This window comes from Leptolyngbya iicbica LK (genome assembly GCF_004212215.1).
Lineage (GTDB): Bacteria > Cyanobacteriota > Cyanobacteriia > Phormidesmidales > Phormidesmidaceae > Halomicronema > Halomicronema iicbica.
The window spans coordinates 1,043,894-1,064,200 of the sequence record NZ_QVFV01000002.1 but is presented as its reverse complement, the minus strand read 5'-3'; the positions used below and the strand labels follow the sequence as shown (position 1 = coordinate 1,064,200).

The window sequence follows — 20,307 nt, the reverse complement described above, 5'->3', positions numbered from 1 at the left end:
ATTTTTCGATTTTGAATATGAGTGAAACGCTGACCAGCCGCCAGGTTGTCCATCCCATGGTGAAGTTTCAAAGGCAAGTCAAGTCTTTGGTAAAGCGCAACATCGTGCAACCGGAAGACAGCATTTGGAAAATCGCGCTTTTATTTGGCGACGAATGGGCTCACTGGAAGCGCGAATTAGAAGAATTTGAGTTTTCCACCAAAGATCCCATCAGTGATCTGCTCGCGGTGGAATCTTGGGAAGAGGAAGAGTAAATTCTCATCCGAGTATCTGCTAGGGGACGGTTTCTAGAGAGTTGGGAAAGGTCCCTGTTACCTTACCCCTCAGGAACAATCCCCTTAGCTATCTCCGGGCTTTTTAAGCAAAGACGACTGTCCGGTTGCCATAGACTAAAACACGGTTTTGTAAGTGGAGCCGGACACCTCTTGCCAGGACAATGCGCTCTAAATCTTTGCCCTTACGAATAAGATCTTTGACATCATCGCGGTGGGTAATGCGCACTACATCCTGCTCGATGATGGGGCCAGCATCCAGGTCTTCTGTCACATAGTGGGCGGTGGCGCCGATGATTTTGACGCCGCGTTCATGGGCTCGGTGGTAGGGCTGTGCCCCCATAAATGCGGGCAAAAACGAGTGATGAATATTGATCACTTGGGGGAATTTCTCTAAAAAGTCCCCGCTGAGAATTTGCATATATTTAGCCAGCACTACGAGATCGATGTTGTATTGCTCTAGCAACGCTAGTTGTTGGGCCTCTTGCTCAGCTTTGGTGTCGCGGCTGATGGGCACATGGTGAAAGTCAATGCCAAACTGCTCGGCGATGGGTTTCAGAGTGGCATGGTTACTCATGATGAGGGGAATCGCCGCTGCGAACTCTTTGGCCTGGTGTCGCCACAGCAAATCAAGCAGGCAGTGGTCTTGGCGGCTCACCCAAATAGCGATGCGGGGTATCGCGTCGGAAAAGCACAGCTGCCAGTCGGCTCCTAGGGGTTGAGCGATCGCGTTAAAAGCGGGACCAATCAACTCTTTGGGCAGATTAAAGCCGCCCAGGCTCCACTCAATGCGCGAGAGAAATAGACCGCTAGCCTCGTCGCGATGCTGATCCGCATGAATGATATTGCCGCCATTGGCGTAGATAAAGTTGGCGATTTTAGCCACTAAACCTTGCTGATCGGGACAGGAAATTAGCAAGGTCGCCGACGGATAGAGGGTAGATTGCGTCATGACTCAAAAACAGCGTTGAAACTCTTGGAAATTACGGGAGTTGCTTGCCAATAGCATCCCCAACCGTCGGGGTTGAGCATTGTCCAACCCGCACAGCGACTTTGGCTGGACTGGAGCGTTTTTCAGCACCCAGCCCTAAGTTGCGACAATCCGAGGGGATGTCTGCTGCATCGGTTGTATCGGACTTTTAGCGATCGCGGTCAGACTCTTCAGAATTATTACCCGATTCTTCCCCAACCTCAGGGTCGGTATCCGCCTCATCCTCAGGAGCCGTCTCGCCATCCTCCGTGGTGTTCTCTTCAACGACGGCTTGCCATTCTTCTAAGGGGCGATCGACGCCGTTGAAAATATTTTCGCCAACGATCGCGACCTCGATGTCACTAGCCTCGCTAGGCAGGGGAAAGGTCTCAGGATCAATCAGGGCGTAGTAGTTCTGGCCGCTGAAATCCGCATCCCCCACAATGAGCTGGTGGGTGGTGCCATCCGCCAGGGTGAGATCGACGGTGGCAAAGGGATTATCTAACCCAAAGTCAGCGGGAGTCGCGGCCTCAACGGTCGTGGTGTTGACTAACCCATCGGTCACCAGGCGACTGAGCAGAAAGGCGATCGCCGCTTCCTCAGCGGGCTGCTCTTCCGGCTCAATCATTTGCCAAAAGCCATCGTCATCTTTTTCAAATACGACCGTCTGGTCGGCGGTCTCAATTTGCAAAAACACGACATCCGCTTCCGCAAAGTCATAGACCGGGGTAGCGGTCGAGTCGGTCAAGGCCGTCGTCGCGGTCTGATTGGAACCAGACTGCCGGGACTGGGTGACTAACACCACCCCGCCCAACAACAAAGCGGCGGCGACCAAAATTACTGTGCTGCGCTGAAGTTTCATGGGCTTTACCGTCTCCGCAACGCCATCAAAATTGCCAGAGCAATGCCCGTCAGAGGCAGTACCACTAGCGAGAAAATGCCTAATCCCCAAGCTTGCTGCCCGGTGATGGCCAAGCGGCGATCAGTCATCGTCCTGGGGCGGATAGAAAGGGTGGCGTCGGCTTCCTGGCTCAGCCAGTTCACCGAGTTGAGAAACACATCGCCATTTAACTGCTGGTTAAAGGAGCCATCCAGAGCAAAGGTGGAGTTGCCAATCACCACGAGCCGTGACTCATCGGGGAGATTTTCAGTCGCCTCAGTTGCGTCAATGGTTTCAGACTCCGTGGGGGCAGTCTCATCCGTGATCTCGTCTTCGTCAGTCGCATCGACTGACTCCTCCTCAATGTCGGTCTCAACGTCGTCGTCGTCTCCGATCTCGTCAGTCGCATCGTTGGCATCGTCGATCGCGGGTAGGGGCGCATCGGGATCGGCCTCGCGACTGAGGGCCACGCCCAGTACATAGGGACCTTCGGGGGGAGCGTTGGGGTCAAAGGTGAGGTCGCCTTCATCAGTAATCGCTTCGGCGCGGCTTTGGGGATTCGTGAGCAGCAGCGGGGCGGTGTCGGTGTCGGGCAGTTCGCGGCTTTCCACCGGGCGAGCCAGGGGATAGAACGATCGCCCGTCGCCAAAATCTTGGGTGATGGGGTGGTCGCCATAGGTGGTGACGATGGGGGCAGCGGGGCCAAGGCCGACAAACTGCCCGGCTCCAGATGTATCGAGCACGAGGCGATCGTCCAAAATGACGCCCCAGTCATCCAGCAGCGGGTTCAAGCCGGCATCGGCACGCGGATCGAGCAGCAGCAGCACACCGCCGCCTCGGGTGAGATACGCTTCGAGGGCGGCCACCTCTGCCGGAAAGAAGTCTTGAACGGGGCCAGCCACGACAACCACGTTGGCATCGCTGGGTACGGTTTGGGTCTCGACTAAGTTGAGCGGCTCGACTTGATAATTTTGGTCGGTCAGGCTTTGCACCGCCTCAGCAAAACCGGGTTCCGAACCGTCGATGGGGGGCTCGTCGTGGCCCTGCATGAAATACACCGTCAGGGTGCGATCGCTGTTCAACTGCGCTAAGGCATTGGTCAGGTCTTGTTCTGACAGGGGTTGGGCGGTGCCGAGGGCTTGGGCGTCGACGGTGGTGCCAATGGTTTGCAAAAAGCGGCGATCGTCCCCCACTTCCAAAAACACCATGCCAGCCTGGGTCGCCCCAAACGCCTCTGCCAGTCGGGGATTGGCAAACGGATCAACGTATTCAAAATCAAAGTTATCGCTCTCTTCGCGATAGCTTTCGAGCAGTTGCACGTCTTGGGGATTTTGCACCGAGTCAAAAATCACCACGCGCACGGGCGCTTCCAGGGTCTGCACCACCTGCTGGGTCGCAGGAGCCAGGGTAAAGAGTTGCGTTTCGGTGAGGTCGTAGCGCACGGCGTTTTGCACCGCGAGAAAATTCACCAAACCGAGGATGACGAGTACCGCGATCGTGGCGACCACCGCATTGGTGCCGCTTTGGGTCGATCGCTGCTGCCAAAACGCTCCCGCTGTCTGGCCCGTAAAGCTGAGGCCCAGCAGCAACAGGCCGATGCCAAAAATCATCAGTGCCGTCGGCAACAGTTGCCAACCAGACAAACTGCCTGCCACTAATCCCGCCGTGGCGCAGGCAAGCCCCGGCCAGGTGAGAAATTTCAGCCATTTCGCAGAAAATGCCAACCGTTTCATACCGTTTACGCTGTCATCATGAGTGGATTAAATCTGGCTTGCGAGCGACTAATTACGCTGGAACCGCAGTGCTTCAATGGATTGCGCCGTGAGAAACAGGCCCAACAAACCGTAAGACACGAACAACACCACGCTGCTGGTATCCAAAATGCCTTGGGTAAAACTGGTGAAATGCTGCAACATCGACAGGTGATTGAGGGCATCCCCGAGCCAACCGGGAACCGCCCGTGCCAGGGCATCCACAATCCATAAGAAAATCACCAGGGCAAAGGTGAGAATCGCGGCGACCACGGTGCTGCTGGTGAGGGAAGACAGAAACATGCCGAGGGACAGTACACTCGCCGCCAACAAAATCAGCCCCAGATTGCCCACCAGTAGTAGGTTCGGAGAGACGGCGGGTTCGGCAGTGCCGAGGGCGATCGCCACCACCAGCATCAGTGGCAACACCATGCCAACGTAAAAGGTCACCACCGCCAGCAACTTACCCAGGGCCACCACCCAATTCATTACGGGCGAGGTGGCGAGCAGTTCCAACGTTCCCTGCTTGCGCTCCTCGGTGTAGAGTCCCATCGAGAGGATCGGCAGCACGAACATTGAGAGGGAGCCCAGCACCCCAAAATAGCCCTGCAAAAATTCGTAGGCGACATCCAGGGGCGGCAGGGTCATGCCCATTTGCAAGACCTGATCACGCCGCGCCACCTGGGCCAGCAACCCTTCAGGGCTGAACAGGATGACGACGAGAAAAAAGCCCCCCAGCAGCCAAAAAATCGCCGCAATCACATAAGCCAGGGGCGACGCCAAATAGCTTTGGAGTTCGCGGCGATAAATCGCCAGCACGTTGCCGAGCACAGTTCGCAATGCGGTCATAGCCTGCTTCACTCTTTACCTTTAAGGGTTAGTGGTTCGTCTCTGGGGAGACTTCGTGGTCGGTTTGGTCTGCTTGATCTGCCATGCTGGCCGCTTCCGGCACCTCAGAGCTGCTGGCGGTATCGGCGTCATTTTCCGACTCAGGAGTTGTCGCTGCCTTGGCCGTGCCTTCGGTTGGTTCTTCCGTAGTCAAATTGAGGAAGACATCTTCCAGACTGGCCTGGTGGCGGCGCAATTCATACAGCCCAAATCCGGCTTGGACGATCGCCGCCGCGATCGCTTCGCCAGGATCGGTCTCCCCCGCCTGGAGTTGAAACCGATGTCGCGACTCCGGCTCTAATGGATGGCCGACTGATTCCACCGCATCGACGCCCGGAATCGCTCCCAACGTCTGGCGAATCCCCTCAAAGTCGCCCCGCACCTCCAGGTCGTAACTGACCGTCCCCGTGAGCTGCGCCATCAAGGTATCGAGCTTGCCCGCCGCCACTAACTGCCCCCGGTTGATGATGGCTACCCGGTCACAGGTGGCATTCACCTCCGGCAAAATGTGGGTGGACAAAATGATCGTGTGATCGCCCGCCAAACTGCTAATCAACTGCCGCACTTCGTTGTTTTGGCGCGGATCTAGACCAGAAGTGGGCTCATCCAGCACAATCACCGGGGGATCATGGACGATCGCTTGGGCGATGCCCACCCGCTGCCGAAAGCCTTTGGACAACTTGCGAATCAGCACCGATTGCTTTTCTGCCAAGCCGCACCGCTGGATGGCATAGGTCACTTGCGCGGGGCGATCGCCCGCCGCCACCCCCTTGATGCGAGCCACAAAATGCAAAAACGCCTCCACCGTCATGTCGAGATACAGCGGGGGCCGCTCGGGCAAGTAGCCAATGCGCTGCCGCACCGCCATCGAGTCGGCATGCACGTCGTACTCAGCCACTTTGGCGGTGCCGCTGGTGGCGGGCAAATAGCCCGTCAAAATTCGCATAGTGGTGGTTTTGCCCGCGCCATTTGGCCCGAGAAAGCCTAAAATCTCGCCCGGCTCGACCGCAAAGGACACATCCTTGAGGGCGACGGTTGAGCCGTACACTTTATGGAGATGATCAACTTCAATCATGGGCGTAACGACCGTTCTCCTTAACGTTCGATGCGGTGAACTCGCAACAGACTGACCGACGGCTAAGGGCGATCGCTGTTCCCGACACCGCAGATTTGCCAGCAAAGACTAACACTCTAGCGCTCATCAATCGATCTGTTGATTAAGACAAACTCGCCAACAAACACCAGAAGATAATAAAGTCTGATCTGCGACTTTCAAAGACCCATGACAAAATCCCCTGATTCCCAAAAAAACATCGCCTCAAGCCTGGACGATGAATTGCCCATCGGCCCCGGCACCAGCTTCACGTTTCTTTACTATTTCGTGACGGCGGGCGTGATCACCTGGCTGTTTGTGGCTCGTCTATTTGGCATTGGGCTGACGACCCCCCTACCCGCCGAACTGGGATTATTGGGCGGCGGCCTTGCGGGCCTGCTGGGAATTTTCTTCAACCGCTCCACCACGCTAGAAATTCCTTTCACCAGCAAAAAGCAATTTCGCCAGCAGCTTAAGGAGGTGATGACGGGGATGGGATACGCTCTGGATACGACCGAAGGTTCCGTCGATCGCTATCAAAAGCCCAATGCCAGTCGCTTTTTTTCGGGAGATATTTTCGTCCAGCAGCGCGGCGAGTCCGCCATCTTTGTCAGCCGCGTTAGCAACATCCGCACCCTCAAACGCCGCTTTGAGAAAAGTTGAAGCGACCCTGGCGTCACCCTGAGTCACTTCAGTGAATCATTACAGTCAGGCCTATCAAGCTATAAATGAATGCCGCACTCGGTTTTAGCGGAACCGCGCCAACGTCCGGCCCGCTCGTCTTCGCCCGGTTGCACGGGAGTGGTCAGTGGTTCGTCACCGATGCTGGCATAGCCGCGATCGTGCAGCGGGTTGTAAATGACGTTGTGTTGGAAGACATAGCCCCACAGGTCTTTGCGCGTCCAATTCGCCAGGGGATTAATTTTTAACCGTCCATCACTGTCCGCTTCCAAAATGGGCATGGCCTGACGGGTTGCAGACTGATCGCGACGGCGACCTGTCACCCAGGCCCGCACCTCCACAGCTTGCAAAGCCCGTTGCAGGGGTTCCACTTTGGTCAAGTAATGAAACTGGTCAATGTCTCGCTGCCAGAGTTCGTCGCCGTAGCGGTTCGCAAACTCTTGCCGTGTCGTCGCTCCTGCCGCTTGGTACACGTGCAAATCCAGGTCATAGCGCTGGCGGGCGCGCTCGGCAGTGGCCAGCGTTTCCTCAAAGTGGTGCAGCGTATCGAGGAAGATCACGGGGACTCGGCGCGGGGGGCATAACTCGGCGTAGAGCATGTGGACCGTCACCGGAATGCTGAAGGAGTTGGTCTGAGCCAGTCCGGTGGGAAAAGTGCGAATCGCCCAGCGCAAAATGTCTTGGGGCGTCGCTGTTTCAAACCGGCGATTGAGAGCGTCGAGATCGAGAGAATGGGCGATCGCGGAGGCGGAAGTCATGCACTGAACCATAAATTCGTTACCTGTGTTGCGTATCGACAGTGCCACATTCAGTTATACACCGGATGCGCTTGATAAACACACATAATCCGGTCGGGATTTCGGGGATTATTCTGGTGATTCGTCTCAATACTTTGGCGGCAGGGCTTTCGCAGCCAAATAAGAATCTGCTGAGGGGGCGATCTCCGTCAGGCAGTTGCTGAAAAATTGCCTCCTTGGCCGTTAGGGTTGGGCACTGCCAACCCCTTACAGACTCTTCGAGGGCTGGGAAAAGTCGTGATTGATAGGACTGCACCCCGACCGCAGGAGGGTGGCGTGACCTGTCATAGTAAATGGGGTAATCACGGACAATATTCGGACAGGAGGAACAGGGTGAAGTTAGTGCTCTACAGCAAGCCAGGCTGCCACCTCTGCGAAGGGCTAGAGGAAAAATTGGCGGCATTGGCCCACCTCGACTTTGACCTGGAAATTCGCGATATCACGACGCAAGCTGCCTGGTTTCAGCGCTATCAATACGAAATTCCCGTGTTGTGCCGCGTGGTGGAAACGCCCCAGGGAGAACAGGAAGCTGCCTTACCTCGGCTGTCGCCCCGCGCACCAATCGCGCGAGTGGAGCAAATGTTACAGACATATTTGGAACCTGATAAGGCAAAATAAGCCCAATCATTTTTGTGAGAGGTTGCTGACATGGATTTGCAAGGGTTGCTAGCGCAGTTGGCAAAAGTGGGCATCGTCCCCGCAGTGGCTCCGTCGTCAGAGCATCCGGCCCTCTCGCAGCCGATCAAGCGCTTGTGCACCAACTCCCAAGCCTGCCAACCAGGGGATTTGTTTATTGGGATGCCGGGGACGCGGGTCGATGGCGGTGACTTTTGGCCAGGGGCGATCGCGGCGGGAGCGATCGCGGCTTTCGTTTCTCCCGAAGCGGCCCAAAATCGTCCCCCTGAGGTGCACAATCCTGCGGCTCTGGTGCTGTCCTTTGCCGATATGGCGTTAGTCTGTGCCCATGCCGCAGTCGCGTTTTACGACGCTCCGGGGCAGGCGATGCAGCTGGTCGGGGTCACTGGCACCAACGGCAAAACGACCACCACTCACCTGATTGAAGCGCTGCTGAAACAAGGCGATCGCGCTACCGGATTACTGGGCACCTTGTACGCCCGCTGGCCCGGCCATGATGCTGTCGCCATTCACACCACCCCCTTTGCCGTGGACTTGCAGGCCGACCTCGCTGCCGCCCGCGATGCCGGTTGCCAAGCCCTGGTGATGGAAGTCAGTTCCCACGCCCTGCACCAAAAGCGCGTTTGGGGCTGCCCCTTTGAGGTGGCAGTGTTCACCAATCTCACCCAAGACCATCTCGACTATCACGAGACGATGGACGCCTACTTTGAGGCGAAAGCCCTGCTGTTTAGTGAGGATTATTTAAAGGGGCGGGCGATTGTGAATCTGGATGATCCCTACGGTCAAAAACTGGTGGAACGGTTGGGCGATCGCGCCTGGAGCTACAGCGTCGCCAATTCCCAGGCGGATTTATATACCTCGGATCTGACCTACGGAGCCAACGGCGTGCAGGGCCAATTGCACACTCCCGAGGGCACCCTGCCCTTCAGCCTGCCACTGGTGGGCCAGTTCAACCTGTCCAATATGCTGGCGGCGGTCGGTGCGGCGCTGCATCTAGGCATCACCCTAGAGCAGGTGGGCGCTTGTTTGCCCCAGTTTGGCGGCGTGCCCGGCCGCATGGAGCGGGTCGTGGTGAATCCCGACCAGCCCGTGAGCGTGATTGTGGATTATGCCCACACCCCTGACAGTTTGCAAAATGCCCTGACCGCCGCCCGTCCCTTTGTTGCGGGTCGGCTAATTTGCGTGTTTGGCTGTGGTGGCGATCGCGATCGCACCAAGCGTCCCCAAATGGGCAAAATCGCCTACGACCTGGCCGATGTGGCGATCGTTACCTCCGACAATCCCCGCACGGAAGATCCGCAGCGCATCCTCGACGATATTCTCGCTGGTATTCCCGCCCAGTTGCCGGAAGAGCAGGTGGTGGGCGATCGCGCGGCGGCTATTCAGTCCGCGATCGCCCAAGCCCAACCGGGCGACTGCGTCCTTATCGCGGGCAAAGGTCACGAAGACTACCAAATCCTGGGGACTGAAAAAATCCACTTCGACGATCGCGAACAAGCCCGCGCCGCCTTGAGCGCTTAAGCGTGATGCTCAGAACGGCGACACCGCAGAGGCTCAACGGCTGACCAGCGCGTCGTAATAGCCGGTGATGCCGTTGAACACGTATTGCACGGCTAGCGCCGCCAAGATGATGCCCAACACGCGGGTGAGAATGCTGACCTTGCTTTCGCCCAAGAGGGTAATGAGGCGATCGCTGGCGTATAAAATCGGCCACGAAGCGAGATATGTCACCCCCAGCACGATCGCCAGCAAGCCAATCCGCACCATGTCACTGCCTGCCTGGGTCGCCAACACCAGCACCGTCGCCAGGGTGCCGGGGCCAGCCAGCAGCGGCAGCGCCAGCGGAAACACTGCGACATCTTCCCCCGTATTGCTGGCGTCGCCCTTTTCCGGCGATTGAATGGACGATCGCTCACCAAACAGCGTCGGCAGCGCCAGCAAAAATAGCAGCATGCCGCCACTCACAGCAAAGGCATGGGTCGTCACGCCTAGATAAGAGAGCAGTAGCCGTCCGGCAAACAGAAAGAAGAGGGTGACGGAAAACGCGATGATCAGCGATCGGTTCAACAGGCGTCGCCGCTCGGTGAGCCTCATACCAGTGGTGAGGGAGACGAATACCGGGGCCACCGCGACGGGGTTTACCACCACGATCAGCATGACGAAGGCCGTGATGATAAATTGCGACAGGCTTTGATCCATGGACTTTGCCCCTATGGCACGACAGAACAGCCGCAGTATATCCCAGCCCATTGATGCCCCGATGTCCCCCTGCAACGCTATCGGCACCGCCGCGCCATTAGCCTAAGAGCGGGCACTACTGTCTCAAAAATATAGTGGGCATCTAGGGGACGGTTCGCTTCGAGAGAAGCGTCCCCTAAACCTGACCAAGGCCCCGGCGCGGTTGCCCCCGACAAATCCCTTTGCCACAATCACAAGAAACCGAGCAGAGCCCCCTGACAAGCCAGAATCTGCAAAGTTTCACGCTGACATCTTCATAGCGAAAGATGATCAAGCTGCTCTCGCTCAAATGCCATGGAGCAGCAACAACAGCCCACCCTGACGCCTCTAGCCAGCCGCTTTGCTTCATTAGTCAGCGCTGACTTAAGGCTGTTGGGCTACTAAGAGATCATCACGTTCAGGCGCGAATCAACCGTTGTATCGGGAGATGATTCGACCTTGGTTTCCGCGTTCAAATGCTTGAGGGTGTCCGTAAAATCCTGAATGCCCTGGAACTGTCGGTACACTGAGGCAAAGCGGATGTAAGCCACTTCGCTCACCGTCTTCAGCCGTTTGAGCACCAATTCACCAATCTCGGTGCTAGAAACCTCGCGTCGGGCGCGCTGCTGCAATTCCGCTTCGAGATCATCCACCAAAGAGTCGAGGGTATTGGGCAGCGTCCCGGTTTTCTCACAGGCCCGCACCAACCCGCGCAACACCTTAGTCCGGTCGAACGATTCGCGATCGCCACTCTGCTTAATGACAGTAATCGGCACATACTCAATGCGCTCATAAGTCGTAAACCGTCGTTGGCATTCCAAACATTCCCGGCGGCGGCGAATGCTTCTGCCGCTCTCCGCAGAGCGCGACTCTAACACGCGATTATTGGGATGCTGGCAGAAGGGACACTGCATGCCGCTCCATGTCTCCGGTAGAACTCAACGTACAGAAGCTCCCCCTAGACACTAGCGATGGTGGAACGATTGTCCTACAACCGCAGCCTTGGGGGATACATCTGCATACATGGTATCTAACCTTCGAAAAATGAAGCGACAACCTGCTAAAAACAGGTTGCCGCTTTGTTAAGAGTCACAAAACGTGATCTAAACACGCTTTATTCATCAGTCGGTACTTAGTCTTTTGTAATCCGAGGGGGTTCACGGAACGCGATCGCGAAAAACAGCGTGCCGATCACACAAGCAAAAATGAAAATGTAAGCAACGGCTTCCATTTGTCAGAGCCTCCTACTGTACCTAGTCTATTGTTAGTCTAAAGGATTGGGATGAGAAAGCGCTTGATAGTTCAACCGAATTCATCAGTAAGAACCTCATCAAGCGCTTGCTAAAGTCAAAGAGCTAGCAGCCTAAGCATTAGACAGTCTCTTTGTTCTTCGTGGTGCGGTCACCCACCTTCTGGAAGAAACCCCACTCCACCTGTTGCGGCGAGAGGTCGGGGTCGATACCCGCAAATACGTCTCGGTACAGCGTCCGAGAACCATGCCAGATATGACCAAAGAAGAAGAGTAGCGCAAACACCGCGTGAGCATAGGTGAACCAACCCCGAGGACTGGTGCGGAAGACGCCGTCAGACTCTAAAGTCTCCCGGTCGAATTCAAACGGCTCACCTAACTGAGCTTTACGAGCAATCCGCTTAACTTCCGCTGGGTCAGTGATCGTTTGACCGGCTAACTCACCCCCAAAGAAGGAAACGGTCACGCCAGTCTGCTCAAAGCTGTAACGCGATTCGGCCCGACGGAAAGGAATATCTGCCCGCACGACACCATCTTTGTCAGTCAGCACCACTGGGAAGGTTTCAAAGAAGTTTGGCAGACGACGCACTGAAAGTACGCGACCTTCACCATCTTTGAAGACTGGGTGGCCGAGCCACCCCCGAGCAATGCCGTCGCCTTCGTTCATCGGACCAACCCGGAACAAGCCACCCTTAGAGGGGCTGTTGCCGACATAGTCATAGAAAGCCAGCTTCTCTGGAATGGTCGCGTAAGCTTCTTCAGGCGAAGCGCCATTCGCAATCTCGGCCTGAGTGCGACGCTGAATTTCCTCTTGGAAATAGCTGCTATCCCACTGATAACGAGTTGGGCCAAACAGCTCAATTGGCGTGGCTGCGTTGCCATACCACATGGTGCCAGCCACCACAAAAGCTGCGAAAAACACCGCGGCAATACTGCTAGACAATACCGTCTCGATGTTACCCATCCGCAGGGCTTTGTAGAGCCGCTGGGGCGGTCGCACGGTCAGGTGGAACAAGCCAGCAATAATGCCAACGATGCCAGCTGCGATGTGGTGCGCCACAATCCCGCCTGGATTAAACGGGTTAAACCCAGCTGGTCCCCACTCTGGGGCGACCCCTTGCACGTGGCCCGTAATGCCATAGGGGTCAGAAATCCACATGCCAGGCCCCCAAAGACCCGTCAGGTGAAAAGCTCCAAACCCGAAGCACAGTAAACCCGACAAAAATAAATGAATGCCAAACATCTTGGGCAGGTCTAGAGCGGGCTCGCCCGTACGCGGATCCCGGAATAAATCCAAGTCCCAATAAACCCAGTGCCAGCAGGCCGCTAAGAATAGCAGACCAGACAAGACGATGTGAGCGGCAGCAACGCCTTCAAAACTCCAGAAGCCAGGGTCGACAGCGGCTTCACCAGTAACGCTCCAGCCGCCCCAGGATTGGGTGACACCCAAACGCGCCATAAAGGGAAGCACAAACATGCCCTGACGCCACATGGGGTTTAAGACAGGATCACTGGGATCAAAGGTTGCCAACTCAAATAAAGCCATTGAGCCAGCCCAACCAGCCACCAATGCGGTGTGCATCAGGTGAACGGAGATCAGGCGGCCCGGGTCGTTCAGTACGACCGTATGTACTCGGTACCAGGGTAGTCCCATCGACTACTCTCCTCCTCTTAGTTTCAACAAATCCCTTGCGAGCTTATTAAGAGTCACAGTTATACACAGACTATCAGACTTGCACACCTTCACAGCGCCCAAAATTTGGTGCAGGAGGCATGTTCACCGTTTTGCCAAGAGCTGCGACAGGGCGAAAAGAGACTTCCGCAGACTGGTCAGAGTTCCCCTGGGATGATAAGTCTGTAGACAAGATATAAAGAAGTGTAACCAGTGTCACAGGTGGACGCAATCAAAATATTGATTTGTTCAACAGGGGAGCCGGACGAGCTGCGATCGCCAACCCAGGCAGGAGGCACTCACATCGCAACTGGAGCCACTCGGCGAGACAGAATAGGGTAGTCAGGAGAAAGTTGATGGCAGTTATTAAGTTTCTTAACGAAGACAAAGAGGTGATCGCCGCTGATGGTGCCAACCTGCGCTACAAAGCGATGGAAAACGATATTGATATCTACACCCTCGTCGGCAAAATGATGAACTGCGGCGGATACGGCCAATGCGGTACCTGCGTCGTGGAAATTACCGAGGGCAGTGAAAACCTGTCGCCTCGGACGCAGGTAGAAGAACGCAAGCTCCGTAAGCGACCGGAAAACTGTCGCTTGGCCTGCCAGACCCTAGTTAATGGCGATATTACGGTTAAAACTAAGCCCAAGAAAAAGTGATCCAATCGTCGGCGATGATTTCAAGAATTACGCCCAAGCCGGAATCAAGATGCCGTAGACTATACGAAGTGTCATTGTTGTGCTGGAGAATGTAGGCCTTAAATTATGGAAGTCAACAACCTCGGCTTTGTTGCAAGCATTCTATTCGTTCTGGTTCCCACTGTCTTTTTGCTGATTCTCTATATTCAGACATCCAGCAAGCAGACTGGCGCTTAGTTGAGCTGCGCTAACGCCGTGCGACCAGAAAAAACTCTGTTGCAAAAAAGCGCCCGTCTGCAGACGGGCGCTTTTTGATTGCCTTGATGGCTCAACTATTCAGGGCGGCGAGTCCAGTCCATGACACCCAATTCTCACTGTTGCATCTAGCGGCCGCTGGCCGGGACTTTTTCCGGATGGCTTGGCTTCATTCTGTTGGGTTGAGCAGGGCCAAGTCTTGCAATTGATTCAGCACAAAGGTCCGCTTGCTCGCCGCGCCGATCACTTCGGCAAGCACTAGCGCCTCTTCATAGGCTGTTTGCGCCCGAGGATAGTCTTCGAGCAAGGCGTAATAGCGACCGAGACCAATATAAAGACCCAACTGTTGTTCCGGTGGGGCAAGCTTGGGCGTTATCACGTTGCGTTCGGCGACATAGGTTTGCAGCATGCCAATGTCTTCGCGGTCGGCGTAAATGCCGATCAGGCCATCGAGTGCTGGCAACAGTGTCGGCAGATGGGTTTCTTCAAGGGCCGTTTCCCGAGCCCGCTGGTACATCACCAGGGCGCGCGCATCGTTGCCCAACTCCCGATACACTGCGCCCAAGCTGTTGTATGAGTTAGCCAACCCAACCTGATCGCTGGTTTGCGTGCGATAGAGCAAGGCCGTTTCATACTGATCGCGAGCGGCTTCTAAATCGCCAGAAAGTCGGGCTGCCAGGCCCAAATTACTGCGCGATCGCCCCAATCCTGCTGGATCATCCAGCGCTTCGGCGATGTCGAGGGCAGCGGTGATAGCGGTTGTGCCTCGCTCGAATTGTCCCAGTTGTAAGTACACCACACCCAGGTTATTGAGCGCATTCATTTGCACCGTATCGTTAGCTTGTTCCCGCGCCAAGGTCAGCTGCTGTTGGATTACGGTTTCAGCTTCGGCAAAGCGGTTTTCTGCCAGCAGAGTTTTTGTGAGCAATTCCATCACTTGGTGCATGGCTGCCTGGTCGCCAAGGCTGCTGTAGATGTCAAGGGCTGCTTGCCAGGCCGCGATCGCTCCATCCATTCGACTCCACGCTAGCTCGCGATCAGCGACCTCTAAGAACCGTTCGGCTTTTTGGCGTTCACGGTTTCGCTCAAACTCATGCCGCCGCATATTGAGCTGTTGCTCAAGGGGGGCCGTTTGGGCCAGGGCTGGTGTGGCAATTAACGGAACAGCGATTGCTCCGCTTCCCCACAACAGGCTGATGCCGAGTACACGAGACGCAAAAGAGGTCATGAACACCTCCACCTCAGGAACGAGATTAACTAATGGGCTTTTCTGGCATCGGGACCGACGCCACCATGTCAGGCAGCAAAGCATCCGTGGCTTCAGCCGACAATGCTCCCAGATAAATAGTGCGAATATCTTCTGGTAGGGCCGCTTCCAAATTATGCCCAGCTTGCTTCAGACGCACAGCAACTTCGGTAGGCGCGATCCGTTCGCCCTCAGCTTGTAAATAGGCGGCGATGCGAGTGTCGCTCCAGCGAAAGGTTTGTGCCATCACTAGGATGAGCCGTTCCAATGGATCGAGCCGATCTAAAGACCGTTCGACATAGCACCAGAGCGGCGGCGACGCTTGATTAAGGGAATAGTGAATATCTTCTACTTCTGGCAGTGCGGCTTGATTGATGCACAGCGCCGTGACGTTAATCAGCCAGCTTTGTAGAGAGAGCGATCGCCCTTGTCCAGTTTCCCCCGCAACAGTGACCTCGGCGGCTTCCAAATCCAGACCGCTCAGCTCATTCAAAATGTGCCGCCAGGTTAAGGCAAACAAATACTCAGCCTGTACGGGCGATCGCGCTGAATGGGTAATCAAGCTAAAAACGACGGGACTGTAGCGACAAAAAATCGCCGTAAAGTATCGACCCGCCTCTGGCTCGGCCTTAAACCGCTGCAGCAACTCGCGATCGCTCAGATGCCCAAGTTGTTGGATGACGGCGTGATTACATTCAGGAAAGCTGGGAATTTGCACGATTTGTGAGTCACCGAAAACAGGGCTGTCAACAAATTGCTCTTACTATAACTAGGTTTTTTCGACTGATAACCCTTTTTTAAGAAAATAGACCTCGGGCAGTGGGGCGATAGAAGTCGTATAGACGCCCTTCCCCGCTGAGATGATTGCTGACTAGGCGTCTCTAAATTAATTGGCCCTAATCTGGTAGAGATGGTTAGCTTGTTGGGGCAAGTTCATTCGTCTCGTGAAGTAGAGCATCAGCATTGTCGCCTATGAACAGGCTAAGGGTGAAGAATCAGCAGTCGACTGACTTCACCCACCTCGCCTAGCCTAAGGCAAGCAGTCTGAATGTCTTGATAGACTCAATGAAGTTCTGGCAAAGCTAACCAGATGGCCGTGCAACTGAGTCCCACTGCGAGGAAGACTTGGGATGTACCGGAGCAAAAGACCTCGCTATATTAGTGACTGATATTTGAAATGAGTACTGTTAACGTGGTTGGGCAAAGTTGGTTCACATTACCCCTAGGCTTGGGCCTGCCCGTCGATATCCTATCGACGCAGGGCATCATGGTGCTGCTGCTGGTCGGCTATGCCGGAGCCATGTGGATGTTTCTGAGCAGCGCCCCCAAGGTCTACACCATCATGGTGTCCGATCTAGAGATGGCGCGGCGATTTTATGAGGGTATGTTGCAGCTTCAAACGGCCGATGTGCCGCTGCACTATTACTACAACTACGAGCAAACCCTTGGGGCCGGTGCCATTGACCCGATGCTGACGTCGACTATGACGACGGCAGCCCAATCCTATAATCAGCCCGATGGGCTGTGGTACCAGCTCAAGAAAAACACCCAATTACACGTCATCAGTGGCGCGAGCCGAGGACACCGCGATCGCCAGCGCCATGTATGCTTTGACCACGACTGCCTGGAGCAAATTCTCATGCGGGTGCAAACCCGTGGCGTGCGCCATAAGATTCGGCGGGACGCCCCATTGAACTTTTTGGTGAAAGACTACCAGGGTGAAGTGATTGAAATGGCTGAAGTCGCCAATTAGCTTCATTAATCTCTAATAGCCCAATACCTCACCGTTATCGGAAAGGTTGGCCCCATCAAGTTGAGTGGGCTAACAATCTCGGCTTATTTTTGCGGCTACGTTAGCAGTGGGCTAGCCAAATCACAACTTTCCCAGATCTCGTGTTCCACAACACAACGCCGCAAAAAAGTAGCGATCCCCCCTTGCAAATAGGGACTTCCCACCTCACACTGAAAGGTGTTAATCCAAGGGCAACTGAGCGCAATTACGAGGTTCCTGGTGAAAAGAGTTTTATCAATCATTCTTGGTGGGGGTGCCGGTACTCGCCTTTATCCACTGACTAAGTTCCGAGCCAAGCCAGCGGTTTCGCTAGCGGGTAAATATCGTCTGATTGATATTCCGGTCAGTAATTGCATCAACTCTGAAATTCATAAAATTTACGTTTTAACCCAGTTCAACTCGGCTTCGTTGAACCGTCACTTATCAAGGACGTATCAGTTTTCTCAGTTTTCTGAGGGATTTGTAGAAGTGCTGGCAGCACAGCAAACGCCAGAAAGTCCGAGTTGGTTCCAGGGAACAGCGGATGCCGTGCGCAAGTATCTTTGGATGTTGGAAGCTTGGGATGTTGATGAGTTTCTGATCTTATCCGGGGATCATCTCTATCGGATGGATTATTCCCTCTTTGTGGAGCGGCACCGGGCTACCGACGCAGACGTGACTTTATCAGTGGTGCCCGTTACCGATAAGGTTGCTTCTAGTTTTGGCTTGATGAAGATTGATGCGACAGGGCGCGTCATCGATTTCTATGAGAAGCCGAAAGGAGATGCTTTGAAGCAAATGCAGGTCGACACTTCGACTCTGGGCCTGACTCCGGAACAAGCGAAGGAAAAGCCCTACATTGCTTCCATGGGCATTTATGTCTTTAAGAAGCAGGTCTTGATTGATTTACTGCGAAAAAATCTTGACCAAACGGATTTTGGTAAGGAGATCATTCCGAATTCCGCCCAAGATTACAACGTTCAAGCTTATCTCTTCGACGGTTACTGGGAAGATATCGGTACCATCGAGGCGTTTTACGAGGCGAACTTGGCGTTGACGCAGCAGCCTCAGCCCGCGTTCAGTTTTTACCACGAAGATGCGCCCATCTATACACGATCGCGCTACCTGCCCCCGAGCAAGCTGCTTGACGCTCATGTCACGCAATCGATTATCGGTGACGGCTGTATTCTCAAAAAGTGTCGAGTGAGCCACTCGGTGATTGGGCTGCGCCAGCGGGTACATCAAGACTGTGTCATTGAAGATGCGTTGTTGATGGGGGCTGACTATTACGAGCCAATGTCAGAAAGCAGTCGGCATTTGACTCGGGGCAAAATTCCCATGGGTATTGGTGAAGGCTCTGTCGTGCGTAAGGCTATTGTCGATAAAAATGCCCGCATTGGCCGCAACGTGCAGATTGTGAATAAAGAAGGGATCGAAGAAGCCGAACGTGAGGATTTAGGATTCTATATTCGCGGTGGTATCGTCGTTATTCTCAAAAATGCGGTAATTCCTGACGGTATGGTCATTTAAGCAAACGTCATCGGTGAAGGCTCCGTCTCTAACTGGTGAGTGACCTTGCTGAGATTTGCGCAATTTTCTGGTGTGACGTTGAAGTTCGTGGCAGCATTTGCTGGTGGAGATGTGTCCGCAGGGAATGTTTGTTTCGTCCGTGCACTGGAGAACTGCCATGACTGAAGCGCCCAAAATTGTTGCAAGTGATGCCGAGAAGCGAGCTGCGATCGCGGCCCTCAATGCCTTCCGGGATTCTGACAGCGGCGGAGTTTGGCCGCATCTGGATAAAGCCGAAATCATCAGCGAAATGCGATCGCGGTTGCATAGTCCCTTTCGGGTTAACCAGGGCCAGCAGCCATTTTGTGGACCCGCATCGATTTTGTTTGAGCTGATTCGGAAATTTCCGCTGCGGTACGTTGAGCTGTGTCAATCGCTTTATGAAACGGGTGGTTTTCAGGCTCAAACTCGTCAAATCCAGGCATCTGGGGCACTACGCCAGGCCAGCCAGGGAGAACTGCGCATGGGACCAGCCGACTGGATGGTGCTAGCAACCCTGCGCGAATCGGAGAATTTCTTATTCCCGGTGGAACCGAATGCGCCAGAACTGGTGCGGAATCTGGCGGGCATGACTAAGTTCTGGGAGATGAAGGGCTGGGTGCGAGAAATTTTGGGATATTCCCGAGTGGAATATTTTCACACCTATGTGTTGCGTGATTTAGCGGCGCTGAAAAAATCACAGCAAATTCTTGACCAAGGGGGCGTCGCGCTAGGGCTGGTGACGGCAGAGAACCTTTTAGGTCAAGAAAAGTCGCGCATCACCGTACCCAATCACTGGATCGCCTTGGTCGGTAATGTCGATATTCAAAAGGGTACGTTTTGGCAACATGACAGCGGCCACGTGAGCTTCGACGTCTTTACGTGGGCCAAGCGAGTCACGATTGAAGCCGACGAAGGGGTCTTTGAAGATGCCTTTTGGGGCGTGGTTCTCGGATATGAAACCTAAATATTGTCCCTAGTGATATGTGCGGTTAAGGGGGCATCACGATTGATAGCCGCACCACAAAAGACTTAGCTCGCGATCGCCTCAGCTATGAATAAACTTTGTCATGACGGGTTGACTCTGTCATGAATATCTAATATTGAAGTCCATCAAATTGCTCTTAAATCACGGCTGGAGAATGCCTACAAGGCTTTGATGACAGCCTTTTTTAGGACTATTTGTTGCTATGAATGCGGGCAATCGTCATCTGAACAATGGCTTGACGATTTGAATCAAAAGAGTAGTATTAGCTACATAAAGCAAATAACGTTCATCCTTTCCTAGCGCTAATCGCTAGTTATACAAGGACGGAAGTAGGGTTAAAGTCCCGAAGGAACGCGCCTCTGGTTCGATGCAAACTTCTTAGAGGCGATTCTCATGTCATCTAGTGTCTTCACAACAACTGAATTGATTGCAGTCATTTCTCTTTACTGCATCGCATTTTGTCCGATTTTGTGTTGGGTGCTCAGTCAAAAAGCATCCTCGGGCAAATTGGTTTCTATCCCTTTCAGCAAGGCATCTAACTCACTTGTGAAATAGCGTTATCGCGATCGCATTTCACAGTCATGATGTCATCTATGCAAGGGCTGGGTGTTTGGTGCTGCTTAGGCTTGACGGCGTTTTTTGTGGTGTACGCGCGGCCTTATGGCAGTCCCGAACAGACCCAACAGCAAGAACGGGAATACTGCCGTCAGTATTTCATCCATTAAACAATTCTGGAGAGAGAGAATAGAAAG

22 protein-coding genes and 1 riboswitch are annotated in these 20,307 nt (G+C 54.4%); of the genes, 10 read left to right on the top strand and 12 right to left on the bottom strand.

What is annotated here, in order from left to right; all coding sequences use genetic code 11:
* The first annotated feature begins 17 nt into the window (after window positions 1-17).
* Entirely contained in the window at window positions 18-254 is a 237-nt protein-coding gene (locus DYY88_RS11710; protein ID WP_039727844.1) for a DUF4327 family protein, read from the top strand.
* A 103-nt stretch (window positions 255-357) separates the two neighbouring features.
* Here DYY88_RS11710 and purU read toward each other — a convergent pair whose 3' ends face one another.
* The 5 genes from purU to DYY88_RS11685 all read right to left on the bottom strand — a co-directional run bounded on the left by purU (window position 358) and on the right by DYY88_RS11685 (window position 5,836).
* Window positions 358-1,224 carry a formyltetrahydrofolate deformylase gene (purU, locus tag DYY88_RS11705; RefSeq protein ID WP_039727845.1) on the bottom strand — a complete coding sequence of 289 codons (867 nt, stop codon included), beginning with the start codon at window positions 1,222-1,224 and terminating at the stop codon, window positions 358-360.
* A 187-nt stretch (window positions 1,225-1,411) separates the two neighbouring features.
* Window positions 1,412-2,104, bottom strand: coding sequence for a DUF4340 domain-containing protein (locus tag DYY88_RS11700; RefSeq protein ID WP_052288507.1), 693 nt, complete (start codon window positions 2,102-2,104; stop codon window positions 1,412-1,414).
* A gap of 5 nt (window positions 2,105-2,109) precedes the next feature.
* Window positions 2,110-3,855 (bottom strand): GldG family protein, encoded by a 1,746-nt coding sequence (locus tag DYY88_RS11695; RefSeq protein ID WP_039727847.1) that lies wholly within the window; start codon window positions 3,853-3,855, stop codon window positions 2,110-2,112.
* 48 nt (window positions 3,856-3,903) lie between these two features.
* Window positions 3,904-4,722, bottom strand: a complete 819-nt coding sequence (locus DYY88_RS11690; protein WP_039727848.1) for an ABC transporter permease — start codon at window positions 4,720-4,722, stop codon at window positions 3,904-3,906.
* 28 nt (window positions 4,723-4,750) lie between these two features.
* Window positions 4,751-5,836 (bottom strand): ABC transporter ATP-binding protein, encoded by a 1,086-nt coding sequence (locus DYY88_RS11685; protein WP_039727850.1) that lies wholly within the window; start codon window positions 5,834-5,836, stop codon window positions 4,751-4,753.
* Window positions 5,837-6,043: 207 nt separating this feature from the next.
* Here DYY88_RS11685 and DYY88_RS11680 point away from each other — a divergent pair, with 207 nt between their 5' ends.
* Complete coding sequence (locus DYY88_RS11680; RefSeq protein ID WP_052288508.1) at window positions 6,044-6,517, top strand: hypothetical protein; 474 nt, start codon at window positions 6,044-6,046, stop codon at window positions 6,515-6,517.
* Window positions 6,518-6,576: 59 nt separating this feature from the next.
* On the opposite strand, the gene cysH is transcribed toward DYY88_RS11680, so the two are convergent.
* Entirely contained in the window at window positions 6,577-7,293 is a 717-nt protein-coding gene (gene cysH, locus DYY88_RS11675) for a phosphoadenosine phosphosulfate reductase (protein ID WP_201279030.1), read from the bottom strand.
* A gap of 372 nt (window positions 7,294-7,665) precedes the next feature.
* Here cysH and DYY88_RS11670 point away from each other — a divergent pair, with 372 nt between their 5' ends.
* A complete protein-coding gene (locus DYY88_RS11670; RefSeq protein ID WP_039727852.1) occupies window positions 7,666-7,950 on the top strand; it encodes a glutaredoxin family protein in 285 nt (94 codons plus the stop codon).
* 30 nt (window positions 7,951-7,980) lie between these two features.
* Complete coding sequence (locus DYY88_RS11665) at window positions 7,981-9,489, top strand: UDP-N-acetylmuramoyl-L-alanyl-D-glutamate--2,6-diaminopimelate ligase (RefSeq protein WP_039727853.1); 1,509 nt, start codon at window positions 7,981-7,983, stop codon at window positions 9,487-9,489.
* Between the two features lie 33 nt (window positions 9,490-9,522).
* Here DYY88_RS11665 and DYY88_RS11660 read toward each other — a convergent pair whose 3' ends face one another.
* The 4 genes from DYY88_RS11660 to psbB form a co-directional block, all read right to left on the bottom strand.
* Window positions 9,523-10,167: a MarC family protein gene (locus DYY88_RS11660; protein WP_039727855.1), complete on the bottom strand. Its 645-nt coding sequence runs from the start codon at window positions 10,165-10,167 to the stop codon at window positions 9,523-9,525.
* Window positions 10,168-10,586: 419 nt separating this feature from the next.
* Window positions 10,587-11,099 (bottom strand): transcriptional regulator NrdR, encoded by a 513-nt coding sequence (gene nrdR, locus DYY88_RS11655; RefSeq protein ID WP_039727856.1) that lies wholly within the window; start codon window positions 11,097-11,099, stop codon window positions 10,587-10,589.
* A gap of 218 nt (window positions 11,100-11,317) precedes the next feature.
* The gene (locus DYY88_RS11650; RefSeq protein WP_039727858.1) at window positions 11,318-11,416 is read right to left on the bottom strand and encodes a photosystem II reaction center protein T; all 99 of its coding nucleotides are present in this window, start codon (window positions 11,414-11,416) and stop codon (window positions 11,318-11,320) included.
* Window positions 11,417-11,555: 139 nt separating this feature from the next.
* Window positions 11,556-13,088: a photosystem II chlorophyll-binding protein CP47 gene (gene psbB, locus DYY88_RS11645; RefSeq protein ID WP_039727860.1), complete on the bottom strand. Its 1,533-nt coding sequence runs from the start codon at window positions 13,086-13,088 to the stop codon at window positions 11,556-11,558.
* Between the two features lie 374 nt (window positions 13,089-13,462).
* Here psbB and DYY88_RS11640 point away from each other — a divergent pair, with 374 nt between their 5' ends.
* Complete coding sequence (locus DYY88_RS11640) at window positions 13,463-13,768, top strand: 2Fe-2S iron-sulfur cluster-binding protein (RefSeq protein ID WP_039727861.1); 306 nt, start codon at window positions 13,463-13,465, stop codon at window positions 13,766-13,768.
* A gap of 105 nt (window positions 13,769-13,873) precedes the next feature.
* On the top strand, window positions 13,874-13,984 hold the full coding sequence (gene psbM / locus DYY88_RS11635; RefSeq protein ID WP_039727865.1) for a photosystem II reaction center protein PsbM: 111 nt from the start codon (window positions 13,874-13,876) through the stop codon (window positions 13,982-13,984).
* A gap of 187 nt (window positions 13,985-14,171) precedes the next feature.
* On the opposite strand, the gene DYY88_RS11630 is transcribed toward psbM, so the two are convergent.
* Both DYY88_RS11630 and DYY88_RS11625 read right to left on the bottom strand, forming a co-directional pair.
* Window positions 14,172-15,230, bottom strand: a complete 1,059-nt coding sequence (locus DYY88_RS11630) for a tetratricopeptide repeat protein (RefSeq protein WP_052288509.1) — start codon at window positions 15,228-15,230, stop codon at window positions 14,172-14,174.
* A 25-nt stretch (window positions 15,231-15,255) separates the two neighbouring features.
* The gene (locus DYY88_RS11625; protein WP_044151295.1) at window positions 15,256-15,966 is read right to left on the bottom strand and encodes an RNA polymerase sigma factor; all 711 of its coding nucleotides are present in this window, start codon (window positions 15,964-15,966) and stop codon (window positions 15,256-15,258) included.
* Window positions 15,967-16,425: 459 nt separating this feature from the next.
* Between DYY88_RS11625 and DYY88_RS11620 the strand changes: the two genes are divergently transcribed.
* The 4 genes from DYY88_RS11620 to DYY88_RS24150 all read left to right on the top strand — a co-directional run bounded on the left by DYY88_RS11620 (window position 16,426) and on the right by DYY88_RS24150 (window position 20,280).
* Window positions 16,426-17,001 carry a glyoxalase-like domain protein gene (locus tag DYY88_RS11620; RefSeq protein WP_039727867.1) on the top strand — a complete coding sequence of 192 codons (576 nt, stop codon included), beginning with the start codon at window positions 16,426-16,428 and terminating at the stop codon, window positions 16,999-17,001.
* Window positions 17,002-17,259: 258 nt separating this feature from the next.
* Window positions 17,260-18,549: a glucose-1-phosphate adenylyltransferase gene (locus tag DYY88_RS11615; protein ID WP_039727869.1), complete on the top strand. Its 1,290-nt coding sequence runs from the start codon at window positions 17,260-17,262 to the stop codon at window positions 18,547-18,549.
* 157 nt (window positions 18,550-18,706) lie between these two features.
* A complete protein-coding gene (locus DYY88_RS11610) occupies window positions 18,707-19,534 on the top strand; it encodes a hypothetical protein (RefSeq protein WP_044151296.1) in 828 nt (275 codons plus the stop codon).
* 302 nt (window positions 19,535-19,836) lie between these two features.
* A riboswitch (Glutamine riboswitch) is annotated at window positions 19,837-19,913 on the top strand.
* 223 nt (window positions 19,914-20,136) lie between these two features.
* Window positions 20,137-20,280 carry a hypothetical protein gene (locus DYY88_RS24150; RefSeq protein ID WP_160299578.1) on the top strand — a complete coding sequence of 48 codons (144 nt, stop codon included), beginning with the start codon at window positions 20,137-20,139 and terminating at the stop codon, window positions 20,278-20,280.
* Window positions 20,281-20,307: the final 27 nt, after the last annotated feature.

Bases quoted from the DNA above. Each gene is read 5' to 3' on its own strand.
- DYY88_RS11710 (WP_039727844.1), top strand. From the start codon at position 18: ATGAGTGAAACGCTGACCAGCCGCCAGGTTGTCCATCCCATGGTGAAG.
- purU (WP_039727845.1), bottom strand. From the start codon at position 1,224: ATGACGCAATCTACCCTCTATCCGTCGGCGACCTTGCTAATTTCCTGT.
- DYY88_RS11700 (WP_052288507.1), bottom strand. From the start codon at position 2,104: ATGAAACTTCAGCGCAGCACAGTAATTTTGGTCGCCGCCGCTTTGTTG.
- DYY88_RS11695 (WP_039727847.1), bottom strand. From the start codon at position 3,855: ATGAAACGGTTGGCATTTTCTGCGAAATGGCTGAAATTTCTCACCTGG.
- DYY88_RS11690 (WP_039727848.1), bottom strand. From the start codon at position 4,722: ATGACCGCATTGCGAACTGTGCTCGGCAACGTGCTGGCGATTTATCGC.
- DYY88_RS11685 (WP_039727850.1), bottom strand. From the start codon at position 5,836: ATGATTGAAGTTGATCATCTCCATAAAGTGTACGGCTCAACCGTCGCC.
- DYY88_RS11680 (WP_052288508.1), top strand. From the start codon at position 6,044: ATGACAAAATCCCCTGATTCCCAAAAAAACATCGCCTCAAGCCTGGAC.
- cysH (WP_201279030.1), bottom strand. From the start codon at position 7,293: ATGACTTCCGCCTCCGCGATCGCCCATTCTCTCGATCTCGACGCTCTC.
- DYY88_RS11665 (WP_039727853.1), top strand. From the start codon at position 7,981: ATGGATTTGCAAGGGTTGCTAGCGCAGTTGGCAAAAGTGGGCATCGTC.
- DYY88_RS11660 (WP_039727855.1), bottom strand. From the start codon at position 10,167: ATGGATCAAAGCCTGTCGCAATTTATCATCACGGCCTTCGTCATGCTG.
- nrdR (WP_039727856.1), bottom strand. From the start codon at position 11,099: ATGCAGTGTCCCTTCTGCCAGCATCCCAATAATCGCGTGTTAGAGTCG.
- DYY88_RS11650 (WP_039727858.1), bottom strand. From the start codon at position 11,416: ATGGAAGCCGTTGCTTACATTTTCATTTTTGCTTGTGTGATCGGCACG.
- psbB (WP_039727860.1), bottom strand. From the start codon at position 13,088: ATGGGACTACCCTGGTACCGAGTACATACGGTCGTACTGAACGACCCG.
- DYY88_RS11640 (WP_039727861.1), top strand. From the start codon at position 13,463: ATGGCAGTTATTAAGTTTCTTAACGAAGACAAAGAGGTGATCGCCGCT.
- psbM (WP_039727865.1), top strand. From the start codon at position 13,874: ATGGAAGTCAACAACCTCGGCTTTGTTGCAAGCATTCTATTCGTTCTG.
- DYY88_RS11630 (WP_052288509.1), bottom strand. From the start codon at position 15,230: ATGACCTCTTTTGCGTCTCGTGTACTCGGCATCAGCCTGTTGTGGGGA.
- DYY88_RS11620 (WP_039727867.1), top strand. From the start codon at position 16,426: ATGAGTACTGTTAACGTGGTTGGGCAAAGTTGGTTCACATTACCCCTA.
- DYY88_RS11610 (WP_044151296.1), top strand. From the start codon at position 18,707: ATGACTGAAGCGCCCAAAATTGTTGCAAGTGATGCCGAGAAGCGAGCT.
- DYY88_RS24150 (WP_160299578.1), top strand. From the start codon at position 20,137: ATGATGTCATCTATGCAAGGGCTGGGTGTTTGGTGCTGCTTAGGCTTG.